The sequence below is a fragment of the Lentibacillus kimchii genome, from assembly GCF_055381965.1.
The window spans coordinates 904,766-928,362 of sequence record NZ_AP043934.1 but is presented as its reverse complement, the minus strand read 5'-3'; the positions used below and the strand labels follow the sequence as shown (position 1 = coordinate 928,362).

General features: G+C 44.5%; 24 protein-coding genes. 9 read left to right on the top strand and 15 right to left on the bottom strand.

Annotation, left to right across the window (positions count from 1 at the left end):
• Positions 1 to 36: 36 nt before the first annotated feature.
• The 3 genes from ACZ444_RS05085 to ACZ444_RS05075 form a co-directional block, all read right to left on the bottom strand.
• On the bottom strand, positions 37 to 324 hold the full coding sequence (locus ACZ444_RS05085; RefSeq protein WP_382359955.1) for a hypothetical protein: 288 nt from the start codon (positions 322 to 324) through the stop codon (positions 37 to 39).
• Positions 325 to 421: 97 nt separating this feature from the next.
• Positions 422 to 1,987, bottom strand: a complete 1,566-nt coding sequence (locus tag ACZ444_RS05080; protein ID WP_382359952.1) for a Na+/H+ antiporter NhaC family protein — start codon at positions 1,985 to 1,987, stop codon at positions 422 to 424.
• Between the two features lie 179 nt (positions 1,988 to 2,166).
• Positions 2,167 to 2,364 carry a small, acid-soluble spore protein, alpha/beta type gene (locus ACZ444_RS05075; RefSeq protein ID WP_382359949.1) on the bottom strand — a complete coding sequence of 66 codons (198 nt, stop codon included), beginning with the start codon at positions 2,362 to 2,364 and terminating at the stop codon, positions 2,167 to 2,169.
• 150 nt (positions 2,365 to 2,514) lie between these two features.
• Between ACZ444_RS05075 and ACZ444_RS05070 the strand changes: the two genes are divergently transcribed.
• A complete protein-coding gene (locus ACZ444_RS05070) occupies positions 2,515 to 3,294 on the top strand; it encodes an HAD family hydrolase (protein WP_382359946.1) in 780 nt (259 codons plus the stop codon).
• A 32-nt stretch (positions 3,295 to 3,326) separates the two neighbouring features.
• On the opposite strand, the gene ACZ444_RS05065 is transcribed toward ACZ444_RS05070, so the two are convergent.
• The 7 genes from ACZ444_RS05065 to rpiA form a co-directional block, all read right to left on the bottom strand.
• A complete protein-coding gene (locus ACZ444_RS05065) occupies positions 3,327 to 4,310 on the bottom strand; it encodes a Gfo/Idh/MocA family protein (protein ID WP_382359943.1) in 984 nt (327 codons plus the stop codon).
• Between the two features lie 117 nt (positions 4,311 to 4,427).
• Positions 4,428 to 4,757 (bottom strand): PTS sugar transporter subunit IIA, encoded by a 330-nt coding sequence (locus ACZ444_RS05060; protein WP_382360198.1) that lies wholly within the window; start codon positions 4,755 to 4,757, stop codon positions 4,428 to 4,430.
• A 49-nt stretch (positions 4,758 to 4,806) separates the two neighbouring features.
• Complete coding sequence (locus ACZ444_RS05055; protein ID WP_382359940.1) at positions 4,807 to 6,105, bottom strand: PTS sugar transporter subunit IIC; 1,299 nt, start codon at positions 6,103 to 6,105, stop codon at positions 4,807 to 4,809.
• A 71-nt stretch (positions 6,106 to 6,176) separates the two neighbouring features.
• A complete protein-coding gene (locus ACZ444_RS05050; protein WP_382359937.1) occupies positions 6,177 to 6,494 on the bottom strand; it encodes a PTS sugar transporter subunit IIB in 318 nt (105 codons plus the stop codon).
• Between the two features lie 7 nt (positions 6,495 to 6,501).
• Positions 6,502 to 6,747, bottom strand: coding sequence for a hypothetical protein (locus ACZ444_RS05045; RefSeq protein ID WP_382359934.1), 246 nt, complete (start codon positions 6,745 to 6,747; stop codon positions 6,502 to 6,504).
• A gap of 230 nt (positions 6,748 to 6,977) precedes the next feature.
• Complete coding sequence (locus ACZ444_RS05040) at positions 6,978 to 9,614, bottom strand: sigma 54-interacting transcriptional regulator (protein WP_382359931.1); 2,637 nt, start codon at positions 9,612 to 9,614, stop codon at positions 6,978 to 6,980.
• Between the two features lie 80 nt (positions 9,615 to 9,694).
• Entirely contained in the window at positions 9,695 to 10,381 is a 687-nt protein-coding gene (gene rpiA / locus ACZ444_RS05035; RefSeq protein ID WP_382359928.1) for a ribose-5-phosphate isomerase RpiA, read from the bottom strand.
• Positions 10,382 to 10,656: 275 nt separating this feature from the next.
• Between rpiA and rfbA the strand changes: the two genes are divergently transcribed.
• From rfbA to ACZ444_RS05000, 7 genes are read left to right on the top strand one after another with little or no spacing between them, the layout of a single operon-like run.
• Positions 10,657 to 11,586 (top strand): glucose-1-phosphate thymidylyltransferase RfbA, encoded by a 930-nt coding sequence (gene rfbA / locus ACZ444_RS05030; RefSeq protein WP_382359925.1) that lies wholly within the window; start codon positions 10,657 to 10,659, stop codon positions 11,584 to 11,586.
• Complete coding sequence (rfbB, locus tag ACZ444_RS05025; RefSeq protein ID WP_382359922.1) at positions 11,579 to 12,592, top strand: dTDP-glucose 4,6-dehydratase; 1,014 nt, start codon at positions 11,579 to 11,581, stop codon at positions 12,590 to 12,592. The genes rfbA and rfbB overlap by 8 nt, the downstream gene beginning before the upstream one ends.
• Positions 12,571 to 13,521: a glycosyltransferase family 2 protein gene (locus tag ACZ444_RS05020; protein ID WP_382359919.1), complete on the top strand. Its 951-nt coding sequence runs from the start codon at positions 12,571 to 12,573 to the stop codon at positions 13,519 to 13,521. Before rfbB ends, ACZ444_RS05020 begins: the two co-directional genes overlap by 22 nt.
• Positions 13,499 to 14,200: a GNAT family N-acetyltransferase gene (locus ACZ444_RS05015; protein ID WP_382359916.1), complete on the top strand. Its 702-nt coding sequence runs from the start codon at positions 13,499 to 13,501 to the stop codon at positions 14,198 to 14,200. The genes ACZ444_RS05020 and ACZ444_RS05015 overlap by 23 nt, the downstream gene beginning before the upstream one ends.
• Positions 14,200 to 14,565: an EamA family transporter gene (locus ACZ444_RS05010; protein ID WP_382359914.1), complete on the top strand. Its 366-nt coding sequence runs from the start codon at positions 14,200 to 14,202 to the stop codon at positions 14,563 to 14,565. The genes ACZ444_RS05015 and ACZ444_RS05010 overlap by 1 nt, the downstream gene beginning before the upstream one ends.
• 9 nt (positions 14,566 to 14,574) lie before the next feature.
• Positions 14,575 to 15,687, top strand: coding sequence for a dTDP-4-amino-4,6-dideoxygalactose transaminase (rffA, locus tag ACZ444_RS05005; RefSeq protein WP_382359911.1), 1,113 nt, complete (start codon positions 14,575 to 14,577; stop codon positions 15,685 to 15,687).
• Positions 15,650 to 17,335 carry a DUF6044 family protein gene (locus tag ACZ444_RS05000; RefSeq protein WP_382359908.1) on the top strand — a complete coding sequence of 562 codons (1,686 nt, stop codon included), beginning with the start codon at positions 15,650 to 15,652 and terminating at the stop codon, positions 17,333 to 17,335. The genes rffA and ACZ444_RS05000 overlap by 38 nt, the downstream gene beginning before the upstream one ends.
• Positions 17,336 to 17,372: 37 nt before the next feature.
• On the opposite strand, the gene ACZ444_RS04995 is transcribed toward ACZ444_RS05000, so the two are convergent.
• Complete coding sequence (locus ACZ444_RS04995; RefSeq protein WP_382359905.1) at positions 17,373 to 17,825, bottom strand: hypothetical protein; 453 nt, start codon at positions 17,823 to 17,825, stop codon at positions 17,373 to 17,375.
• Positions 17,826 to 18,010: 185 nt separating this feature from the next.
• On the opposite strand from ACZ444_RS04995, the gene ACZ444_RS04990 reads away from it, so the two are divergent.
• Positions 18,011 to 18,844, top strand: coding sequence for a YitT family protein (locus tag ACZ444_RS04990; RefSeq protein ID WP_382359902.1), 834 nt, complete (start codon positions 18,011 to 18,013; stop codon positions 18,842 to 18,844).
• A gap of 74 nt (positions 18,845 to 18,918) precedes the next feature.
• On the opposite strand, the gene ACZ444_RS04985 is transcribed toward ACZ444_RS04990, so the two are convergent.
• From ACZ444_RS04985 to dat, 4 genes are all read right to left on the bottom strand, one after another.
• Entirely contained in the window at positions 18,919 to 20,484 is a 1,566-nt protein-coding gene (locus ACZ444_RS04985) for an AbgT family transporter (protein WP_382359899.1), read from the bottom strand.
• A 103-nt stretch (positions 20,485 to 20,587) separates the two neighbouring features.
• Entirely contained in the window at positions 20,588 to 21,418 is an 831-nt protein-coding gene (locus ACZ444_RS04980; RefSeq protein WP_382359896.1) for an aldo/keto reductase, read from the bottom strand.
• Between the two features lie 152 nt (positions 21,419 to 21,570).
• Positions 21,571 to 22,665 carry an alanine racemase gene (alr, locus tag ACZ444_RS04975; protein ID WP_382359893.1) on the bottom strand — a complete coding sequence of 365 codons (1,095 nt, stop codon included), beginning with the start codon at positions 22,663 to 22,665 and terminating at the stop codon, positions 21,571 to 21,573.
• A gap of 91 nt (positions 22,666 to 22,756) precedes the next feature.
• Positions 22,757 to 23,593 carry a D-amino-acid transaminase gene (gene dat, locus ACZ444_RS04970; RefSeq protein WP_382359890.1) on the bottom strand — a complete coding sequence of 279 codons (837 nt, stop codon included), beginning with the start codon at positions 23,591 to 23,593 and terminating at the stop codon, positions 22,757 to 22,759.
• Positions 23,594 to 23,597: the final 4 nt, after the last annotated feature.

Sequence of the window (23,597 nt, the reverse complement as noted above, 5' to 3'; positions counted from 1 at the left end):
TATCTGCCCGAAAAAGGCAGATATTTTTTAGGTTATTCATGAGGCTTGTCTGTAACTTTCAACAACGGATGTTACAACAAATCCGACTGCAGCGGCAAACAAGCTGGCAGCGCCCCAGCCGCCGAAGCCAAGTCCGGCCATCTCAATTTTGCCAAACGTCGAAGCGGCCAGCATAATAAGTCCGGCAGCAAATATGACAGTTGGCGGCAAGTAGATGCCAAAGCTGTTTCCGGGAGATGCAGACGATGTAGCCGTAATAATCACATTAACAAGCATGATAACAACCAGTAACGATAGACCTATAATTAGACCTGTATTAAACATCCAATCACCTCACCATATCTCAGTTTAACTACATACCAGTTTATCGATACACTGGACCAAAGTCAATTCAGGATACAGAATGCGGTCGTTTGTCTGTCTAGCTTTCTGATTGCGCGTTAAGGTCATCTTCTTGCGGTATCCGTTTTCCCCAGAATTTATTAAGCAGAAAAGCGAGCACCACCAGAACGACAGCACCAAGTACGAGCGACAAAACGGCTGAACCCGTGACCCCCGCTGTAAAAAAGGCAATTATCCCACTGATGCCAGCTGTCATAGCATAAGGAATCTGGGTGTTGACATGGTCGATATGATCACTTGACGATCCAGCCGACGACAATATCGTTGTATCGGAGATTGGTGAACAATGGTCACCGAAAATCCCTCCGCTTAAAACGGCTGCAATCGTCAGAGCCATTGACATATCCATTGTAGCCGCGATCGGCATCGCAATCGGAATCATAATCGCAAACGTTCCATATGACGTTCCCGTTGTGAAGGCGATAATGGCTCCGAAAATGAATAAAAGCACCGGAATGACTGCTGGTGAGGTTGTTTGTTCCGCAAAATCAACTAAGTAATCCGCCGTTCCCAGTTTCGAAGTGATCGACCCGATTGACCAGGCAAGGACTAAAATAATATAGACAACCATCATACTCCGAAAACCACTCACATAGAGGGACATGGCTTCCTTAAAGGAAAACAGCTTTTGCTGCATCCCCATCGCCAGACCAACAATGCCTGCGACAAACGCTGCCAGCAAAATTGACAGTCCGCCATTTGCCTCTCCTACGGCCGTAATCAGATCATGTTCCGGAAAACCGCCGGTCCAGAGAAACATTGGTGGAATAATGACCAGCAGAACAACAATCGGCACAATCATATTCCGTTTTTTAGGTGTATGGCCTTCAACCATTTCCACATCACCCATTTGATCATCCGTTGGCGGTTCGGCACCGTCACGGATTAATTTGCCTGTTGTCCGTGCGCGGTGTTCAACCTTGGCCATTGGTCCGAAATCCCATTTCTTCCAAATCAGAATCCCAACAAGCAAGAGCGCTAAAATGGAATAGAAGTTAAACGGTATTGTTGATAAGTACATTAAATATTCCGATCCGGACACGCCAAGTTCAACAAACTGAGCACCAATCAGCCCCATAATAAATACAACCCATGTTGACACAGGGCCTAAAAGACACATCGGAGCAGATGTTGAATCCACAATATAAGCCAGTTTTTCCCGGGATACATGCTTTTTATCCGTTACTGGGCGCATCACACTGCCAACGGTTAAGGCGTTGAAATAATCCTCAAAAAAGATAATAATACCAAATAATGCGGAAGATCCTTGAGCACCTCTGGCCGTTTTGACTTTATTTGAAATAGCGTAGGCAATGGCATGCGCACCTCCTGTCCGCTGTAAAATAACGATCAGGACGCCAAAAAATCCACAGTAAGCGAGCACCGTCGCATTTCCTTCATCTGCGAGGTTAGGCAAAATAATATCGCTGAAACTGGCATACAGTCCCATAAATGGGTTCCAGCCATGGAGCATCGTCGCGCCGAGCCATACACCAGCAAATAAAGCAGGTATGACATTTCGCGTGACGAGTGCCAGCGCAATTGCGATGACCGGAGGAAGCAGTGATAATATGCCAAACGTCATCAGCTTTTCCCCTCTCCCTAAATAGTTTAACAATTCTTACTTCTATTGTAGCAAACCTATGCTGCATGTAGAACCAAAATTTCTGTTCAATTATAGCCGTTTTCGTCAAATTATACAAACCATTGAACTAAAAAGGCAGAACCAGCCGAAGCTGGTTCTGCCTGTGTGTCTGCAGACCTTTATTTATCTTTTTCTGACACACTTTGTTCGGCGATATTGATCATGCGTTTGACCATTTCGCCTCCCACAGATCCGTTTTCACGTGCAGTTGTATCCGCTCCGGGCTCGACATCCAATTCCTGCGCAATTTCCTGTTTCATGTTTTCCAAAGCATTTTCTGCTCCAGGTGCCAGTAAATTATTTTTGTCGCCAGCCACAACTGATCACTCCTCGTGGGGTGTTGAACAGATCAATTAGCATCTGTTCAATACGTAGTGTGTGACGTCTTCAGCATTTTTAGACCTGTCAAAAAATGCATGCCTGTGCTAATATGGTCCATACAGTACGGAAATGATAAGGAGATTCCCATGTATAACGTTTTATTTCTCGATATTGATGGTACCATTTTAAAACCTGACCAAACCTATTCCGAGACAACCAAAAAAGCCATTGCAGCTGTAAAAGCACAAGGCGTGGACGTCTTTTTAGCGACGGGCAGACCGCTTCATGAAATTCATGATCTGGCAGAAGCACTGGATATCCACTCATTTATTGCTTATAATGGCGCTTTTGCCCTGCATCAGGGAAATGTTATTGTTAATGAACCCATACCGCAGGAGCAAATTAAACAATTCACCAATACCGCAGCCAAAAATGGTCAGGAACTGATTTTGTATGCACGTGACACAAATTACATGACTGACCCGAAAAGTCCCTTTATCAAGCAATTTGCTGATTTATTCGATATGAAAAGCAATGCGCTATACACGTCCGATGCAGCCGATAAAATTTTAGGCGCTACAGTTCTTAATGCAGCACCTGAGGATGTTCCAATGTATGAGATTGACGCCAACTTCCGTCTTTCACCAGTTCATGTAAACGGTGCGGAAAACAGCTATGACATTTTGCGAAAAAATGTCAATAAAGGCTATGCCGTCGAGCAAACGCTGAAGCACCTGAACATCTCCCGCGACCAGGCGATTGCTTTCGGGGACGGAATGAATGATAAGGAAATGCTAACAGCTGTTGGTACAGGCGTTGCCATGGCTAACGCACACGAAGACCTTTTCCCATATGCAGAACAGCAAACAACCTCAGTCACCGACGACGGCATAGCACATGGTTTACAACAGCTGGGATTGCTTTAGACCATGCCGCTTTTTACACTGAATTTGTGTCATTATGACTTCTCACTGTCGAATAAAATCCCATTACTGTATCGCGCTTTCTCGGTAATCATTAGAATATCACGGCTGAGCTTTGTCAATTTCTCATAAGTCTGCTTATCACCCTCACATATGATCTGGGCAAAAATACTGGCTTCATAAACCATATTATTCGGATGGTCATCAGCACTCAGTTGTGTTTCCCCGCCATCAGGCCTTATAATCCGAGGGTGATACATATCGCCAGGATTATCAAAAACCAGCGTCCCTTTTTCACCATGAATTTCACATGTGTTGGATGACTGTGCTATTTTGGAGCAAAGAATCGTCCCTGTAAAACCCGGATATTCCAAAATCAAGACACCACTGCCATCAACATCGCTTGAAAGCTTCACTGGATAATAAGCAGAACTTACAGGTGCTCCAAACAGACCAAGCGCAAGTGCCAATGGATAAACGCCCAGATCAACCAGAGCTCCACCGGAAAATACGGGTGAAAACACATTGGGCACATCACCAGCTAAGTGTTTATCATACCGTGAAGAATACTGCACAAATGGCAGGATCATGCTGCGAATCGGTCCTATCTGCTGTAGTTCTTCCCAAATCGTCCTAAAATTTGGCGCATGCACATTCCGCATCGCTTCAAGCAGGAAAACACCTTGCTCATCAGCGATACGATGAGCTTCTTCCCACTCATGAATGTTTGAAAAAATTGGCTTTTCACAAATAACATGCTTCTGCTGCTTTAAAAATGCAACACTTTGCTCAAAATGCAATGCATTAGGTGACGCGATATACACAACATCAAGCACGTCACTTGCAGCCATTTCCTGTATATCCGTAAACACATGCTTAACGTCATGTTTCTGAGCGAAAGCATCCGCCTTGTTAGTCGTCCGTGAATAAACAGCCGAATGGGTCAATTCCTGCGAATAGCCGCTTGCCTCAATAAATGCATCGGTGATCCAGCCAGTCCCAACAGTTCCAAAGTTCATATGTCAAGTCCTCCCTCGTAACCTTTAAAAATACTGCCTGACAAATAATACGTCAGGCAGTAATTCAGCAGGTCAATGAAGTATAACTTATACAGCTGTTTTCAGCCAGTTATGCCCCTATTGACTCTTAGTTTGTTTTTCAAGATCTGTAATCCGATTCTCCAGTTTCTCATTCTGCTTCAGCTGTCCGATCATACGCTTAATCAGCTGAAGCTCTGCCTGAGCGGTCATAACATGATCTTGTGCATGAATCATAAAGAAATTTGGCGCAGCTGTTTCATCCTGATTCTGCAACAGTTCTGTTTGATATTTATGACCTTCAAGAAACTCATCATTCGCTTCTTTCATCAGTTTTTCAGCTTCGTCAAATTTAAATTCTTCTGCTTCATCAAGTGCCTCATAGGCTGCTCCGCGGGCATTACCGCCGTGTAAAATAAGCTGTGTCATGATTTCTTCGTAATTCAACGTCACCACTCCTTATGCAATCGAGGTCTATTTATGCTTCTTCTGTTTCCTTCTCTTCCTGCACCAGCTGTTTATCATACTGTTTAAAGAATGGCCAGTAAATAAGGGCAGCAATGGCCGCATTCATAAGCTGAACAAAGCCGGCCAGCCATGAACCGCCTGTTGCGATAAATCCACCAAAGAAAATCGGAACAGTAAATGGCGGCTGTATAATGACTGGCGGCAAAATACCTGTTGCGAACAAGATATAGTTAATCGTTACAATGATAACCGGTCCTATAACGAACGGTATAATTAGAATTGGATTTAATACAATTGGCACTCCGAAAATGAGCGGTTCATTAATATTAAACAGAGACGGGATAATAGCCGTTTTGCCAACTTGTTTCAATTGTACAGACGAAGCAAACAATAAGAAAACAGCAAGACCTATCGTGGCTCCTGATCCCCCGAGATGAGTAAACATATGGAAAAATGGTTCAGTAACAATCCCATCGGCTGCAGCAGTATTCCCGGCACTGACAGCATCTGCGTTATCTGCCAGCTGTGTTGTCCAAAACGGATACGCAACAGATGATACAACGTTCATACCATGTATCCCGATTGACCAGAGAATGAGCATTAACAGAATCATACCAAGTGCTGCCCAATAAGAATTAGATGCTGATACCAGCGGGCTGAATAAATCAAGTACTGCTTGTGGAATCGTTACGCCGAAATTTGACCAGACAATCCATTCCAGAGCCCAAGCAGCCGGTAAAATGATCAAAAAAGGTATAAGAGCTCGGAAAGTCCTCATAACATATGGGGGTACTCCAGCCGGCATTTCAAACGCAAATCCTTTATTCAGCAGGAATCGCATCGCTTCCGTTGTTAAAATACCCAGGATAATAGCAACAAACAACCCTTGACCGCCAAGGTAATCCAATACATCGCCGAATGGCACTTGTTCAATATCGGTTACTGGAAATGCCATCATGATAAACGCCAGCATTGATAATATACCTGACAACGCCGCATCCATATCATGCCTCTGAGCCAGGCTGTAACCAACACCAAATGCAACTGTTACCGCCATTATGCCAAAGGTCAAATTGTACGGAAACAGAATCTGATCCTGAATCGGGTCAACTGCATTTTCCCACGCATTAATAATGCCCCAATTGAGTGAGGTCGGCGGGTTAGCAATAATAAGAAATATAGCCCCCGTTATAATAACGGGCAGAGCAAATATGACAAAAGCGTCCCGAATTGATTGTAAATATTTGTTTTGGGCAATTTTACCTAAAGGACCCATCAGTTTATCTTCCATCAATTGAACCAAATTCATATAAATGTTCCCCCTTTGCTTAGTGTTCTATCATATCGTTGATCTCAGTTCTTATTAAAGAATCAATAAATTTATTGATTCTTTAATTTTAGTACCTGATCAAGTACTTTCTCACCATCCATCAAGGCAAATGCACGCTGATCAACAAGTTCAACAGGCACACCATTGGCATCGCCAACTTTTGTCACTTCCTTTTTCAAATGACGGACTTGTGGTTCAAGCAGTGCCACGTCATATTGACTGGCCTTTTCCTGGAATTCACCAGTGCCTCCAGCATAGGCTTCTACATTCATACCACGTTTTTCCGCAGCTTCTTGTACTTTTTTAGCGAGCTGACTCGAAGTTGCACCCCAGCTGCATAGTATAATAACTTTCATTTGTTCTGCCATAATGAATCTACTCCTTTACTCGTTTATTTTTTGAAAATACGTCTTTGGCCATTTTGTCAATTTTTTTATAATGTCCCATTAACCAATAGGCAAACCACGAAGCCGCATAAATTACAACAGAAAAGCCAATGCCATACCCGAGAATCAAATTGGCCGATGGTTTACCAGTAATAACGGCGAAAAGCCCATATCCTGTCCAAACTAGGGCAAACACTGATGCATAAATGATAAAAAATCGCTTCAGATTGTTCATATCACACCTCCTATCTCATCCCAGGAATTAACTATTCACGAAACTTCATGCATTGCTTATACGACTTATCGCCTTTCATATATAATATAGCAAAAATCATGCCAACATCATTCATATACTGGCTTAACGCTCCCGGACAGCATCATAGCCTGCTTGTTTAAATTATCCAAGTAAAAATTCAACTGTGAACAAAACACAATAAAAAATGTGTGCAAAAAAATTGCACACATTTACCGGGAAAGTTTTACAAGTTCTCGTTTTATATAATCTGTCAATACGACAGAGAACGCTTGTTCAGTCTGATCAAAGAGTGGCTGCCAAATTTGCTGTTCATCAGCAGATATAACGGTCTCTCTGGAGACAGGAAATGAAGACAGCAGCTGATCATGGTTTTGCTGTACAATTGCTGATACCATTCGATCAAGCAAACTTCCAATATGCATCCACATGCCTAGTTCATGACTACTGTCCCAATCATAGTACCGGCGAATTCTCGGGATATGTTTCTGCAGAAGTTCCGCTATAGCCCGTGGATTAATGTAGGTGACTATTTCTTGCAGCCCCTGAATAACCAATCCATATATTTCGTCTTTTGCCACTTCCCCCTTAATTTCCGGCATCGCTGATTTTCGTGTTATTTCCAGCAATTTATGCATGCGTGAAATACCTTCAGTTTGAAGAAGTTCCCACGCTGGAATATACGGAACACCTTCAATTGAAACAGGAACCGTTCCAATGATCGCCACAACATCATAATAAGTTTTTAAACCATTCAAAACAGACGTATCCTTCGTCTCTGGATCAATTCTCACCGACCGGATCAAAACATCTTCATCCGCCGCTGATAGCTGATTTTCCAGCCAGGACTCCAATAGCTGAGCTGCCCCTTCACCCGTGAAACAGACAGTCACAATGAGCCGTTTTTTCTGAGGAGTTGTTTGGTGTTCCTTCTCCATAAATGTCAGCATCGCGCTTTTTGCTTTCTCATATATCATGTCTAATGATTGTTCCGTTGTCAGTGATTGACGACCTGCTTCCAGAATCATGGGGAGATTAACGCTTGACAACGTTTTAATTGGGACTTGCAAGTCATTTTGGATTGTATCACCCATTGTAATTAAAGAACCAATATCCACTAGCAAAAGTACGCCTGTAATATCAGACATTCTATTAATGACCTGCTTCACTCGATCATACGTTTCTTCAGCTGATTGATTAAGAGGCATATCAATAGGGTGAACGACATTGTTGCCAAGTAAATAATTCGTTACTTCTGCCATCGAGGAAGCTGTAGATTCTCCATGTGTAACAAGAACAACTGCAACCATCTGTTCAATTGGACGATCATTTCCAAGCTGATGATCCGTTGACAAAAAGTGAGCTAATAGTTCAATCTCCTCATTTGGTAAATCGATACCAATTTTCAGATTTAGTTGATCAGCAATATAATTGGCTGCTTGACGATAAGATGCGTTTGGATGGCGAACAGCCGGTATGGACTCGGTTTGTTCGTTATCATGTAAGTGATTTCGGTAATGCTGCAAATGCAAACCAATAATGTACAACTGACCCTGGCTAATCGTAAACGGTAATATCTTGCGCAAACGGTCAGCTGCACTAAACAGGCTGTTCAGCAAGTCATAATCGATCATATTCTGCCAGCTGTCTTGTGACAAAGCAGGCTGCCTATATCTTTCTGTCAGTTCATGAATATACGACATCACTACTTCCTGCAACTGATGCTCATCTTTATTTTGTGTATCATCCAGTCTCTGATAGATATTTGGAAATGGATCTGCCAGCTCTTGTGATAATTGTTCTTGTTTATCATTAAAAGACTGATTCTGTAATTGGAAATCTGACTGAACAGGGTTATTTCCTGGAAAGTCCTCAAGTTTAACAAAAACCTGATCATCCTCACTGTTTAAATAGCGAAGATAAGCACGTGCACAGGCAATTTGCATATCGCTTTTAAGCTGACCGATATTCCCCGGACAGTCATATGATAAAAAAGCTTCGCGGCAGTCGTCTTCAAGCGAAAGATCAACACTCATTTTCGCAGCTTCTTCTGTCAAGAAATAGTCAATGAGAGCCTGGCGCTCAGAATCTTTTCGTTTCCGCAGTGGGGGAACATCTAATTTAACAGAAAAACGTCGTAATAATGTCGATAATAAATAGTTCTCCGAGTCCTCGGTAGTTGCTCCTATCAAGGCTACATTTGCATGCCGTTCGCGAGTAGCCTCTCCTAATCGATGGTAAATGCCTTTATCTATCAAATAAAAAAGCATTTCCTGACCAGATGGAGGCAGGCGGTGAATTTCATCCAAAAATAAAATACCCCCATCTGCCTGTTCTGCCAGTCCTGTTTTGTCCTCATCAGCACCAGTAAACGCACCTTTTTTAATACCAAATATTTGGCCAACAAGGAGTTCTGGATTTTGTGCATAGTCAGCACAATTAAAAGCAATAAATGGAGTATCAGCTGAATCGCCAGCATTCTCAATCGCCATATAAGACAATTTCTCCGCAAGATACGATTTGCCAGTTCCTGTTTCACCTGTTAACAGAATCGGGAGCGATCGGACTGGATATAAAAATGCTGCCATTCCTGTTTCAAATAAAGGCTTAAGACTATCCTTTGATCCGATCACCTCCTGCTTCACAGAATCTGCAGGTACTTGCTGACGTGTCATATATTTAACTGGTTTACCAGGCAGTTTTTCTACACGATCAGCTTTAACAAGATCATTTAAATAACGGCTAGCAGTCGAACGATTAATTTGCAAATCATCGCCAATTTCCTCTGCGGTTGCTCCAATACTTCCAGCTTTCTGAACTTGTTGATAGATATCGAGAATTCGGCTCATCTGTATGTGCAACCCCATTCGTCAAAAATTTCACTTCACTTAATCACAAAAACATACTGTTATTGATACGACCAGTCATATCATGATGAATGGCCAAATGTCTCAGTCCGGTCAGGATAACCGACAATGACATTGTTAGCCATATCCGTGAACAAGCCTGTCTCCACAACACCTGTCAGCTGATTGATTTGTTTTTCTAAAGCTCGTGGCTCTCGAATAGTGCCGAAATGACAATCAACGATATAATTGCCATTATCTGAGACAAATAACTCACCAGCATCATTTCGGCGGGCAACCGGCTCCACACCAGTCTCAGTGATCCTTTCAGCGGTCGTCTCCCACCCAAATGGGACAACCTCAATTGGCAGCGGAAAAGCTCCTAATTGGGACACCGTTTTGGATTCATCAATAATCACGATCAGGCTGTTTGCGGAGGCGGCAATAATTTTTTCGCGCACGAGGGCACCGCCTCCTCCTTTGACCAGCTGCCACTGGGGGTCAACCTCATCCGCTCCGTCAATGGCCAAATCGAGTCTTTTAACGTGCGCAAAATCCGTCAGCGGCACACCAAATGCCTCAGCCCATCCCTTTGTCTGCTGAGACGATGGCACACCCTTGACATCCAGGCCATTTGCTGCACGCTCACCGAGTTGTTTGAGCATCCAGTACACTGTTGAACCTGAACCTAACCCAACTGTCATACCATTCTGAATCAAATCCACCGATGATTCCCCTGCATTTTTTTTGGCATGATCCTGATCTTTCATACTAACAATCGCTCCTTTAGTTGGTCATCAACTGGTATATGTTCTATGTCTATTTCATCATGTTGAACGACCTTTGTCACGTGATTGTTATCTTTCGCACGCTGTAACGTTCTGCAGCACAATACGGTCTTTCAAATGACGAATCCCAGCGAAAATTCACAAAGTAACTGAAATGGTTTTGTAAGACTATATACATCACAAAAAGGCAATACTATGGTCAGAATTTGTATCGAGTCTGAAACATCTTAAGAAGAATTAAAACAGGAGGGATACAAATGAAAGGCATTATTCTCGCGGGCGGTAGTGGCACAAGACTTGCTCCAAGTACGATCAGCGTCAATAAACATTTACTGCCAGTTTATGATAAACCAATGATTTATTATCCATTGTCTGTGCTGATGCTTGGCGGCATAAAAGACATTATGATTATAAGCAGCCCGAACAATATCCCCCGCTTTCAGGAGCTGCTCGGGGACGGGTCAGCCTTTGGCATCAAATTGCAGTATAAGGAACAGACAAACCCCAACGGCATTCCGGATGCGTTTATATTGGCTGAAGATTTTATTGGTTATGACGATGTCACATTAATTTTAGGTGATAACTTATTCTACGGACAGGGTTTCACCACCCTTTTCCGAAGAGCTCTCAAACAGCACCAGCATGCCACTATCTTTGGCTATCGTGTGAAAGACCCAGAACGGTTCGGTGTGGTTGATTTTGATGATAAGCAAAAAGTAACGTCACTCGAAGAAAAACCAAGAGAACCGAACTCCGATTTTGCGGTTACAGGCTTATATATTTATGACTGCCGTGCTGTCCAGATCGCTAAAGGTCTGTCCCGTTCGGATCGCGGTGAAACAGAAATCACGGATCTCAACCGGGAATATCTGAAAAACAATCAGCTTGATGCACAGCTGTTAGGACGTGGATTGGCCTGGATGGATGCTGGCACACATGACGCTCTGTTTGAAGCAACTGAATTTATCAAGGTCACACAGCGCCAGGGTTTTAAAATTGCCTGTCTGGAAGAAATCGCTTATTACATGGGTTATATAAGCCGGCAAACCCTGCATCAAAAAGGCACCCGTATGAAAAAGACCGATTATGGACAATACTTAATGGAAATCGCCAATCGCAAACATACAAAACAATATTGGAATACCCTTGATAAAAATCCAATGCTGGAGCTGGTACAAAATGAGTAAAACCCTGCTGGTGACAGGCGGAGCGGGATTTATAGCTTCCAATTTCATTCACTATCTCAGACAACACTACCCTGACTACCATATTGTTAATGTCGATAACATGACTTACGCCGGATCTGTAACGAATTTAAAGGCTATCGACGCAGAGAACAACTATGACTTTATCGAGGGAGATATCGCCGACGAACAACTCATGAATGCTATTTTTTCGGATTATGATATCAATGGCGTCATCCATTTTGCTGCTGAGTCCCATGTTGATCGTTCCATTAGCGATGTAAAAACATTTATTGAATCCAATGTGCTTGGCACGGCCGTTTTGCTGCAGGCGGCCCGGGAAGCTTGGACAAAGGCGGGAGAAGTGGACAAACGCCGGTTCCACCACGTCTCTACCGATGAAGTATACGGAGCGCTTGACCTGGATGAGCAAGTGACCTTTAATGAACAAACACCGCTTGATCCGCGCAACCCTTACAGTGCCTCGAAAGCCGGGGCCGATATGCTGGTGAGAAGCTTTGGCTTGACGTATGGTATGGATGTGGTTATTTCCAGTTCCTCCAATAATTACGGACCTGGGCAGCATGCGGAAAAATTGATCCCCACTGTGATTACAAAAGCCCTGGCCTCGAAACCGGTGCCTATTTATGGTGATGGTCAGAATGTGCGTGACTGGCTGTATGTCATGGATCATTGCGAGGCACTTGACTTAGTTTTTCATAGCGGTAAGACTTTAGAGAAATACAATGTCGGCGGCGGCAATGAACAAACGAATCTTGCATTAGCCAAGATGATTTGTGAACTGGTTGATGCATTCAAGCCTGGGATACATAGCTGCCAGGATCTGATCACGTTTACTGGAGACCGGGCGGGACATGACCGCCGCTATGCCATCGATGACCGTAAAATCAAGCACGCATTGGGCTGGCAGCCGTCGACATCGTTTAAGACAGGGCTTTATAACACAGTGAAATGGTATGTTGATCAGTGGGAACACGTGACACGCTAATATCGATTGTCGTGCCGGTATATGGCTGCCGCACCTGTCTGGAAGAGCTCTGCAGGCGGATTATCAAAACGGTTGAAGCCATCCCGGCCGAAATGGAGATCATTTTAGTGAATGACGCCAGCCCCGATCATGCCTGGGAAACGATTCAAGAACTGCATACACAGGACAGCCGGATTAAAGGCATCGACTTCGCCCGCAATTTCGGTCAGCACCATGCTATCACAGCCGGACTTGATTATGCAGAGGGGGATTGGGTGGTAGTCATAGACTGTGACCTGCAGGACCGGCCGGAAGAAATTCAGACATTATATAACAAAGCTCTGGAAGGTTATGAAGTCGTCTTCGGGAAGCGAGTCCACCGGCAGGATAAATGGCTTAAACGCAAACTGTCGCAAGTCTTTTACAAGATCTATGACTACTTCAGCGGCAAATCGACGGACCATACGATCGCTAATTTCAGCATCAGTCAAAAGAAGGTTATCCGGGCTTTCCAGCAATTGCGCGAACAAAACCGATTCTTTCCGATATTCATTCAATGGATGGGCTATAAAACCCAGTCTGTAGCCGTGGAACACAATGCCAGAAAAGAAGGCAAAACTTCCTATAATCTGGGAAAGCTGGTCACTCTGGCAACAGATGCCATCGTATCACAGTCCAATAAACCGCTTAGACTCTCGATTCAATTCGGCTTTTTATTAGCACTCGCCTCGCTGATCTATGGCTTGTATTTAATCGCTGGCTACTTTTTTCTCAACCAGCCTGTGCAGGGCTGGACAAGTGTGATGGTATCCATTTATTTCATTGGCGGCATGACCTTTTTTAATTTTGGTATCCTGGGCTTGTATATTGGAAAAATCTTTAATGAAACCAAGGGCAGGCCCCTTTATTTGATCCGGAAAACAACAGATGACACTGACCATACGAGGTGATTATATCACATATTTACGCGAAACACCTTGGGACAAACGCAATTTCGGCGTGAATACATATGAAGTAACAGACATAGGCAAAGAAGCTCTTGAGGAGACAGATGCCTATGAGGGGCATTTTACGATTAAGGTGGATCCACTGGAAAATCCTGAGCCCCTGTTAAGACACGGCTTCTACTATGTTGATACATTAATTGAACCAGTTTGCCAGCGCGACAACCTGCAAGTGTTTGAAGATAATCATGTCCGGATTACGAAAGATTATAATCCCAGCGCGATCCTGGCGATTGCTGAGGAGGCCTTTACACTGGGACGTTTTCACCGTGATTTCCATATACCAGATGCTTTAGCTGATAAGCGCTATAAAAACTGGGTAGATGATTTGCAGCAAAGCGGCAAACTATTCGCCTTGACATACGATAGTGACACAGTTGGTTTCTATGGATTTTCAGACAATAAAGTGCTGCTTCTTGGCGTTCGCAAAGACTATCGCGGACAGGGCTTCGCAAAACGTTTCACCAGTTTGAGCTGCCGTGAACACTTCAAGGCCGGTTATGAGGAACTGCAAACATCGGTTTCAGCGGTGAACGCACCCTCTCTGAATCTGTTTTACACACTCGGCTTCCGGCTCAGGGGTGCAGTGGATGTCTATCACAAATTGAATGGCGCGTTTGCATGATGGGCTATGTCTATATTTTCGGAACGATTGTATTTACCGTCTATGGTCAGCTCGTATTGAAGTGGCAAATGGATCAGGCAGGCGCGCTTCCGGCGGGTCTGTGGGATAAATTGCTGTTTCTGCTGCAGCAATTTCTGAATCCATGGATCGTATCCGGTTTTGCGGCTGCTCTTCTGGCGGCATTATGCTGGATGGCCGCTATGACGAAATTCAATATCAGCTACGCCTATCCTTTTATGAGTTTTTCGTTTGTGCTGGTTTTTCTGCTCTCGGCCTTTCTGTTCGGTGATCCAATAACCGTGCAAAAGGTACTCGGACTGGCACTTATTATCGCTGGTCTTGTTGTCACGAGCCAATCTTTGTGAGGTGCTAACATGCTGGATTTTAACAAACCGTGCCATATTGGAAAGGAAGAAGATGCTGTACGGGAGGCTATAATGAATCAGAAACTATCCGGTAATGGGCCGTTCAGTGACGAATGCACGAATTGGCTGGAAACCTATTTGAATTGTCACAGAGCCATTCTCACACCATCCTGCACAGCTGCACTGGAGATGACCGCTCTTCTCACAGAGGCTGGACCCGGTGATGACATTGTAATGCCTTCCTATACGTTCGTGACAACTGCGAATGCTTTTGTGTTGCGAGGCGCGTCCATCCGTTTCGCAGACGTTGATCCAGCGACGATGAATCTCTCGCCAGAAGCTGTTGAACAGGCCATCACCCCTGAAACAAAGGTAATTGTTGTCGTCCATTACGCCGGCATCAGCTCTGATATGGATGCCATAATGGAAATAGCCCGGCATTACCGACTCTGGGTGGTTGAGGATGCTGCTCAGGCCTTGACGAGTACATATAAAGGCAAAGCTCTCGGTACAATTGGTCATATGGGCACATTCAGCTTTCATGAAACGAAAAATATCACCTGCGGGGAAGGCGGTGCCCTGATTGTCAACGATTCAAGCCTTGCCGAGCGGGCGGAGATCCTCCAGGAAAAAGGAACCGATCGAAAACAATTTGCCAGAGGTATGGTGGACAAATATACGTGGCGTGATGTCGGCTCCTCATTTTTATTAAGTGAATTGAATGCCGCCTATTTATCTGTCCAGCTGGAGCATGCCGGCGCCATCATGACTGACAGAATGCGCACATGGCAGGCTTATAACCAGGCTCTCAAGACTATACCGGACCTGACACTGCCCGCTGTTCCAGAAGCATGTGAGCATAATGCGCACATGTTCTACATTAAAACGGAGCGCCGTTCGGAACTTCAGACGCATTTAAAAAATCAGGGCATTACAGCAGCCACCCACTATGTACCGTTGCACACGTCTCCTGCCGGGAGGCGATTTGGCGAATTTGCGGGCACAGACAATTATACCACAGCTGAAAGTGATAAATTGCTCCGTTTGCCCCTGTATCATGGAATGAACGAAAAGGATGTTGACCATGTCATCAGTCATGTTAAAGGTTTTTTCACGGTATAAACACATTCTGATAGCCTGTATTGTGATAGTTCTATATCTCTCCCCTTACTACATTCTGGGTGAGGATACACACATACGTGTGCATGATAATCTGGATTCCAATATTGTCTGGTACAAATTACTGGCTGAAAGCGGTCAGTTTTTCTCCTTGTCGGAACTGCCAGCTATTATTGACGGCCTGCCCCGGAGCGCACTTCCTTCCCCATTCGATATGATGGTCTGGTTTTATGTGTTGTTTAAACCCATGACCGCCTACATCATTGGGCAGACGATCATGCGCTTTGCTGCTTTTGGGGGAATGTATCTGCTGCTGCAGCGCTTTATCGGCTCAAAATGGATTGTAACCGGAGTTGCTTTGGCGTTTGCGCTTTTGCCGTTCTGGCCGTCAGGAATGCTGTCCATCGCAGGTCTTCCGCTTGCACTGCATGCGTTTCTGGCCATCCGGCGCCATAGATGGCAAACACCCTGGTATCATTGGCTCGTCCTGACGATCATTCCGTTTTTATCCAGTTTTATTTTGACATTTGTCTTTTTCCTTGGCTTAATGGGGGTTTTATGGCTTATAGACTGGATTCGTTTCCACAAGAGCAACTGGGCCTTGTTCACAGGCATTGCCGGCATGACAAGTATCTATTTAATCAAAAATTACATGCTGATTTATGCCATGTTTATCAATGCGGACTTCACGTCGCAGCGGGAAGCGCTTAACTTGGGCCATAAAGATCTGCCGGGGACTATGGAGCTTTTTCTTGAAAATTTCCTGACCGGACATACACATGATATGGCTGTTCATACAGAGATTATATTGCCCGTCATCGGCGCTGCTTTAATCGTGGCTCTTTACCGGCGGATTAATCCGAAATGGCTGATAGCGCTCGTCCTGGCGAATGCCCTTTTGTCCTTATGGTATGCGTTCTGGTATTGGGGCGGGATGCGTGTGATCAAAGACAGTTTCTCACTCGCTAATGAATTCAACTTCAGCCGGATTCATTTTCTGCATCCCGTGATCTTCTATATCTGCTTCGCTCTGGCACTCTGGCTGTTATGGAAGCATCTGCGGTTCGGTAAGGTGATTGTCATCGCCATCATGACCGTCCAGCTGTTCAATGTCTTTTCGTTAGATGAAGAACTGAAATACGGGGATATTGGCACGCCAACATTTGCAGAATTTTATTCGGCGGATTTGTTTGACTCAATTGCCAGTTATATTGGAAAAGATCAGGCAGACTACCGTGTTGTGAGCATTGGCCTGCATCCAACAATCGCCCAATACAATGGCTTTTACACACTCGACACATACAACAACAGCTACCCGCTTAACTATAAACGACAATTCCGGCGAATCATTGCACCAGAGCTTGCCAAGGATTCATCGCTGGAGCAATATTTCGACGATTGGGGCGGCCGATTGTATATGTATACAGCCGAGTTGGGAAAACACTACCTTTTCACCAAAAAGAGCGATGCCGAACTTGACCATTTAGACATTAACACAGACGCACTCGCACGGCTGGGTGGTGATTATGTGCTGTCAGCAGTGCCGATTAAAAACCACAACCAGAATAAGCTGGCATTTGAACAGGCATTTGAAAACAGCCAGTCACCCTTTAAAATTTATTTATATCGTGTGGAAGCAGCACCCCAATAGGCGTTATTTCAATCATAGCGCCTATTCTTAAAACGCATTACTGTTTATAGTTCCATAGAATCATCCATTGATCGCCCATTTCGGCCGCAAACGCATTCTGAACGACCGTTACATTCCCGTATTTTCCGGCATAGTGCATCCTTACAGGCACTTGATAGACAACCTCGATCGTTTCGGCATCGTCATCCGGCTTCCAGTTTTCCTGTTTGACAGCTTCACCAGTGCTGAAGGAGAATGTATCCACCTCAAAGTGACTTGCGAATACACCGGCACGATCCTGCAAATACCGCGCTTTTGCATACCGCGCTTTCATATACGGATGAAACATCGCCCACGATTTTTCGAAATTGCCATTTTGCTCATATGTGTAAAATGCCGCCACTGCTTCAATCGCCTGGTCCTCAGGTGACGGCCGGAAAACAGACAGCAGCACAAAGCTCAAGATCCCCGTTATGATAACGCCTGCAAGCAGCACGATGACTTTTTGCATAGTGACCCCTCCAGCATGATGCCTGTATTAGTCTATTCGCACCACCTTTCAATCAGTACCCAGCACTTCTCTGTAACACGTACAAAATAGCACGCATTAACGTATCCCTGAGTTCTCAAAGCACGCAGCTTTCGTTATAATAGAAGCCATGCCGCGATAATCACGTTGGAAATGGAGGATTGACTATGAAACAAACAACGAAAGATCTGCTTTTAATTATAATCGGCTCATTCATCTTTGCGATCAGTGTTAATTTCTTTATCATTCCTAACCATTTATCAGAAGGCGGCGTCATCGGGGTTTCCATTGTAGCCCATTATTTATTCAACTGGCCTTCTGGTGTCGTTAACTTTGTACTGAATGCTATTCTCGTCGTCATCGGCTACAGATTCTTTGATAAACGTTTCACCGCATATACGGTTACAGCTATTATTCTTTCATCGATTTTTCTGGATTTAACAGCATCGTGGGGATATAAAATTAATGATGATACGCTGCTGGCGGCCTTGTTCGCCGGTTTGGGCATTGGTCTGGGGCTTGGTCTGATTTTCCGTACGGGCGGAACATCAAGCGGCTCATCCATCCTCGCTCGAATGGGCAATCGGCTGTTTGGCTGGACAATTGGTCAAGGCATGCTGTTTATTGATATTGCAGTCATTGCAGGCTCGGCATTTATCATTGGACAGGAACGCGCCATGTATACACTTGTCGCAGTCTATATTGAAGCAAAAATTATTGATATGGTTGTTGAAGGTGCCAACGAACGGACAGCTGCCATTATTATTTCCAGTTATCCGGACCATGTGCTGGACGCTGTCACACAGAAAATGTCACGCGGTATTACCGTTCTGGAGGGAAAAGGAGGCTACACAAATGCACAGCAGGATGTCTTGTATCTGGTTATCAATAAGCAGGAAATCGTACCATTCAGAAGAATCATTACAGACATTGATCCAGATGCTTACGTCACCGTTCATCCCGTCCAGGAAATTTTCCGGACAGGTTATAAAGGCCGCTAGACTATGAACGATTGATATCTCAAATACTCAGAGATTTAAAAAGTCCTTCCACAATAAGTGAAAGGACTTTTTTGCTAGCTGCCATATTCAATTGGCGCTCCAGGTCCGAGTGGAATACCAAGCAGCATCCAGATAACCAGAATAATGGTCCACCCGATAAGGAAATATAGTGAGTATGGCAGCATAACCGAAATCATAGTTCCAATACCCATTTTCTTATCATATTTTTGCGCAAAAGCAATAATAACAGCAAAGTAAGTCATCAGCGGTGTAATAATATTCGTGGCAGAGTCGGCGACACGATAGGCCATTTGTGTAATTTCCGGTGAATAACCGAGCTGCATCATAATCGGCACAAATATCGGAGCCATCATAGCCCATTTAGCTGATGCACTGCCAATGAACAAGTTAATAAAGGCCGCTATTAAAACAAACAGAAGGATGAGCGGTATACCTGTCAGATTAATACTGTCGAGAACTTTCGCCCCGTAAACACCCAGAACAGTTCCCATGTTGGATTCCTTAAAGAAAGCAACAAATTGACCGGCTGTAAACGCCAGAACAATAAACATAGCCATTGAAGCCATCGTATCAGTCAATTGCCCAGCAACATCTTTATCATTGCGGATAACCTTCGTGACAATGCCATACACGAGACCTGGTATAAAAAACAGAATCGCAATAATCGGCACTAGTGAATCCATAAATGGCGACTGGACAATCCGGTCCATTGCACTGCCTTCTGTACCGCGTAACGGAGCATTTTCCGGCAGAACAAGCAATGCCGCCATAATAAGTCCAATGACTAAAGAAATCGCTGCCCAGATAAGGCCTTTCTTTTCAATGGGTTTAAGATTTTGCAGATTCTCATCATCATCTGCTTCCGCTGTGTCCGCGTCCTCACCTTTATAGGAACCTAAACGCGGAACAACAATTCGCTCGGTCACCCAGGTCCCGATGCCTGTCAGCACAAACACAGAAGCTGCAATAAAGAACCAATTCATAAGGATATTCATTGTTTCAGCATAACCGGGGTCAATAGCTGAGGCAGCATCAATCGTCAATTCTCCTAGTAACACGTCTGTACCAGAAACTACAAGATTCGCACTGAATCCGGCCGATACACCCGCAAATGCAGCAGCAAGACCGGCCAGCGGATGCCGCCCCAATCCAGCAAAAATCAAAGCACCCAGCGGCGGCAGAACAACATACCCAGCATCTGATGCAACACTTGACATAACACCGGCAAAAACCAGCCCGACTGTTATGAAACGTGTCGGAACAGCCAATACAAATCCGCGCAATATAGCACTGATCAGGCCGGTCCGTTCAGCCACACCAATCCCAAGCATCGTTACTAGCACAACGCCAAGCGGCGCAAACTCAACGAAGTTTTCGGTTATATGACCAAAAATGTATTTAAGGCCCTCAGCGTTCAGCAAGTTTTTAATCTCAACCATTTTGCCTGCTTCACCAGGGTGCTCAACACTGATCCCCAGAGGCTGTAAAGCAGCGGACAAAATAAGCACCAATCCAGCTAAAATAGCGAATAGAGTAATTGGATGCGGCAACTTGTTACCGATGCGTTCAATCCCATCTAAAAATCGTTGAAAGACCCCTTTCCGCCTTTTCCATCTCACACATCTCTCCCTGTTGTCCTGTAAATTTACTCAGATAAACGACTATTCTTTTACACAGTGCTTTAAATTATAAAGCATTGTATGATTCCTTTAAATCACTATACTAGGATGGATCAAAACTGTCAGGATTCTTGCCCGTTCGGTCATTTTGATTCAAACTGTCGATCTTTTGCATGTCCTCATTTGCAAGTGCAAAATCAAAAATAGATGCATTTTCTTTTATCCGTTCATCATGTGTGGATTTCGGAATCGTGACAACATGATTTTGCACATCCCAGCGCAGAATGATTTGGGCGGGGGTCTTGCCATATTTTTCAGCCAGATCATTAATGCTGGGATCATCCAGCAGCCGGCCCTTTTTCAGCGGCGACCAGGCTTCAAGCTGGATATTTTCCTGCTCACAAAACACACGCAAAGATTCCTGCGTTAGATGGGGATGATATTCAACTTGATCAATCACTGGTTTGACGCGAGTATTCGCCATCAGACGCTGTAAATGATGCACATGAAAATTACTTACACCAATTGCTCGGACACGTCCTTCTTCATAAAGCTTTTCCATCGCTTGCCATGTTTCCAAATATGTATCGCTTACAGGCCAATGAATCAGGTACAGATCGAGATAATCCAGCCCCAGTTTAGCCAGACTGTTTTCAAATGCCTCTAACGTATTATGATACCCCTGCTCATCGTTCCAGACTTTTGATGTGACAAAAATAGACTCTCTTGAAATACCAGATTCCTTAATACCTCGCCCGACACCTGCCTCATTGTCATAATAAGAGGCTGTATCGATACTGCGATAGCCGTTTTTTAGAGCAGCTTTTACTGAGTCAGCCGCAGTCTGTTCGTCAACTTTATAAACTCCTAGTCCAAACCCAGGCATTGTCACGCCATTATTTAAGGTAACTGTATCCTGCAGATGATCGATCATAAGCTCCTCCTTATTTAGTATTACTCAAACCATCATTATACAGGACATAGTGCTGACAATACAAAAAACTGTATTTTTCGCAGACATAAAATCAGCAAACCTGCTCTTTTGCATAGAGGGATGCAAGTTTGCTGATCGCTGCGCCGCTTCACTTATTTATAAATTCTTGGGACCCGCTCCGTCAAACTTGCCAATACATCGTCAACATTGCCATTTATCCAATTTGCTGTCTCACGCGCTGAAATCACATCGTTTCCCTGACGGCCAATAATAACAACCTCATCCCCTGGTTTGACATTTGATATGTGGGTGACGTTAATCATGGTCTGATCCAGTGAGATGGCCCCTGTCGGAGAAGCCCGCTGACCATGGATCAGCATCTCCCCCTCTCTGGCCAATCCTCTTGGGTAGCCATCACCCAAACCTATGGGTACAACAGCTATTGTTTCATAGTCTGAGGTGACATAAGCATCGCCGTAACCAACCGGTGTATCCGGCGAAAGGTCACGCACATGTAAAACGCGGGACCGCAGTGTTAGAACCGGCCGCAGAGAAACCATTTGTCGCTGGCGGCGTTCAGGCGGATAACCGAATAGCGCAATACCAGGTCTGACCATATCCAAATGCATATCCTGTCGTTCTATTGCAATGGTAGAAGCACCGGCATGACGGATGGGAAAATGACAACCTTTCTGAGAAAAGTATGATATCGTTTTCATAAACCTGGAAAACTGCTGTTTTGTTGTGAGCCAGTCTCCTTCATCAGCATTAGAAAAATGCGTATAAACTCCTTCCCAATTTAAACGCGGCAAATCATAACATGCACGGCAAAATACGGCTGCCTGACCCGGATTAATACCGAAGCGATGAAGACCCGTATCAATTTTTAAATGGACAGTGACATTTTTCGCCTGTCTGACAGCTTCCCGGCTCAGGGTGTCAGCCATATTTTCCGATGAAACCGGAACAATTAAATCATGAAGGACGGCCTCAGATGCCTGATTCGGCATAATAGAACTGAGCAAATGAATGGGAACACGAATGCCCTCTTCCCGCAGTCGCGTCCCCTCTTCAACCGTCGATACTCCCAAACGATCCGCACCTGCCTCAACGGCTGCACGTCCGATTTCAGCCACACCATGACCATAGGCGTTTGTCTTAATGACCGCCATGAACAGACGGCTATGTGCCATGTTTTTCAACGTCTGTACATTGTCCTGAAATGCCGTCAGATCAACTTCTGCCACAGTCGAACCGGATAATGCTTCGGGTGTCAGAACACATCCCTCCTCATGAAGCCATCATGATGTGACCGGTTCTAAATGTATTAAATGCTTTTTAATCATGTTGATAAAGTAAGCGAAATGCCTGTAAGATTTGTTTGGTTACAGAACCCGGCTGGCCATCATAAATCATGTTATCGCCAACTTGTAAAATCGGAATAATATCCAGTTTCGTCGCAGAAATGAATACTTCATCAGCCTCCAGCAAATCACTAACAGTAAATGCTTCTTCATGGACCTTAATCGATAACGTTTCACATAATTCGATGATTTTTCGCCGTGTGATGCCGTTTAAAATGTATTGATCAGCGGGATGGGTGTAAAGATGACCTTTTTTAACGATAAACACATTGGATGCACTAGCTTCCGTCACCGTGTCGCCGCGATGCAGAATAGCTTCCACAGCATGATTTTCAACAGCCTTCTGTTTAGCCAGCACATTTGGTAAGAGATTAAGCGTTTTGATATCACAGCGCAGCCAGCGTATATCGTCCATTAATATAGCTGTCCCGCCCTGATCTTCAAGTGCTGTGGGTCGTTTCTCCTCTCGTGTATAGGCAACTATGACAGGCGGCACAAGAGAACTCGGAAATTCATGATCCCTTGAAGCAATGCCTCTCGATACTTGCAAGTAAATGATTCCTTCTTGAAGCGCATTGGCCTTAACCAGCTGTTCCAGATCAGATCTCAGATCATTCATGTCTTTCGGCAATGACAGCCGCAGTTCGCGGGCACTTCTCTGGAGACGCTCCATGTGTTCTGCCATCATAAGCGGCTCTCCGTCATAGACGCCGATCACTTCATACACCCCATCGCCGAATTGATAACCACGGTCTTCAATATCAATAACAGGAGCCCGCTCCATAAGTTTTCCATTATACAACATTTGCATAGCA

Bases quoted from the DNA above. Each gene is read 5' to 3' on its own strand.
- ACZ444_RS05085 (WP_382359955.1), bottom strand. From the start codon at position 324: ATGTTTAATACAGGTCTAATTATAGGTCTATCGTTACTGGTTGTTATC.
- ACZ444_RS05080 (WP_382359952.1), bottom strand. From the start codon at position 1,987: ATGACGTTTGGCATATTATCACTGCTTCCTCCGGTCATCGCAATTGCG.
- ACZ444_RS05070 (WP_382359946.1), top strand. From the start codon at position 2,515: ATGTATAACGTTTTATTTCTCGATATTGATGGTACCATTTTAAAACCT.
- ACZ444_RS05065 (WP_382359943.1), bottom strand. From the start codon at position 4,310: ATGAACTTTGGAACTGTTGGGACTGGCTGGATCACCGATGCATTTATT.
- ACZ444_RS05060 (WP_382360198.1), bottom strand. From the start codon at position 4,757: ATGACACAGCTTATTTTACACGGCGGTAATGCCCGCGGAGCAGCCTAT.
- ACZ444_RS05055 (WP_382359940.1), bottom strand. From the start codon at position 6,105: ATGAATTTGGTTCAATTGATGGAAGATAAACTGATGGGTCCTTTAGGT.
- ACZ444_RS05050 (WP_382359937.1), bottom strand. From the start codon at position 6,494: ATGGCAGAACAAATGAAAGTTATTATACTATGCAGCTGGGGTGCAACT.
- ACZ444_RS05045 (WP_382359934.1), bottom strand. From the start codon at position 6,747: ATGAACAATCTGAAGCGATTTTTTATCATTTATGCATCAGTGTTTGCC.
- ACZ444_RS05040 (WP_382359931.1), bottom strand. From the start codon at position 9,614: ATGAGCCGAATTCTCGATATCTATCAACAAGTTCAGAAAGCTGGAAGT.
- rpiA (WP_382359928.1), bottom strand. From the start codon at position 10,381: ATGAAAGATCAGGATCATGCCAAAAAAAATGCAGGGGAATCATCGGTG.
- rfbA (WP_382359925.1), top strand. From the start codon at position 10,657: ATGAAAGGCATTATTCTCGCGGGCGGTAGTGGCACAAGACTTGCTCCA.
- rfbB (WP_382359922.1), top strand. From the start codon at position 11,579: ATGAGTAAAACCCTGCTGGTGACAGGCGGAGCGGGATTTATAGCTTCC.
- ACZ444_RS05015 (WP_382359916.1), top strand. From the start codon at position 13,499: ATGACACTGACCATACGAGGTGATTATATCACATATTTACGCGAAACA.
- ACZ444_RS05010 (WP_382359914.1), top strand. From the start codon at position 14,200: ATGGGCTATGTCTATATTTTCGGAACGATTGTATTTACCGTCTATGGT.
- rffA (WP_382359911.1), top strand. From the start codon at position 14,575: ATGCTGGATTTTAACAAACCGTGCCATATTGGAAAGGAAGAAGATGCT.
- ACZ444_RS05000 (WP_382359908.1), top strand. From the start codon at position 15,650: ATGTCATCAGTCATGTTAAAGGTTTTTTCACGGTATAAACACATTCTG.
- ACZ444_RS04995 (WP_382359905.1), bottom strand. From the start codon at position 17,825: ATGCAAAAAGTCATCGTGCTGCTTGCAGGCGTTATCATAACGGGGATC.
- ACZ444_RS04990 (WP_382359902.1), top strand. From the start codon at position 18,011: ATGAAACAAACAACGAAAGATCTGCTTTTAATTATAATCGGCTCATTC.
- ACZ444_RS04980 (WP_382359896.1), bottom strand. From the start codon at position 21,418: ATGATCGATCATCTGCAGGATACAGTTACCTTAAATAATGGCGTGACA.
- dat (WP_382359890.1), bottom strand. From the start codon at position 23,593: ATGCAAATGTTGTATAATGGAAAACTTATGGAGCGGGCTCCTGTTATT.